The organism is Chryseobacterium sp. BGARF1 (genome assembly GCF_001677955.1).
GTDB lineage: Bacteria > Bacteroidota > Bacteroidia > Flavobacteriales > Weeksellaceae > Chryseobacterium.
Map to the genome: position 1 here is coordinate 1 of NZ_LELA01000251.1, position 244 is coordinate 244.

Annotated in this window: 1 protein-coding gene; it reads right to left on the minus strand. The window is 35.7% G+C overall.

Translation table 11 applies throughout. The features are described 5' to 3' along the window. Positions 1–244: hypothetical protein (locus AB671_RS22645; RefSeq protein ID WP_185114122.1), on the minus strand; the 244-nt coding region annotated here is incomplete at both ends.

The window sequence follows — 244 nt, forward strand, 5'->3', positions numbered from 1 at the left end:
CCGACTGATGATAAAACAATTTCAGAAACGAATGTAGAATAATCAAATGTAGCAGTATATTTTTTCACCTCCCCATCTGCATTGGCGTCATAATTAAATTTTACAGGCTTTTCGCTCCATGCCTGACCTACCTGTTTTTGTTCTAAAACTCTGTCTAATGGCGAATTTTCAAATTCTTTTTTAGCAAAAATAACTTCGTTGCCTAAAGGAGTATTAGGTGCATTTGCTAAAGGGTCGGGAATAA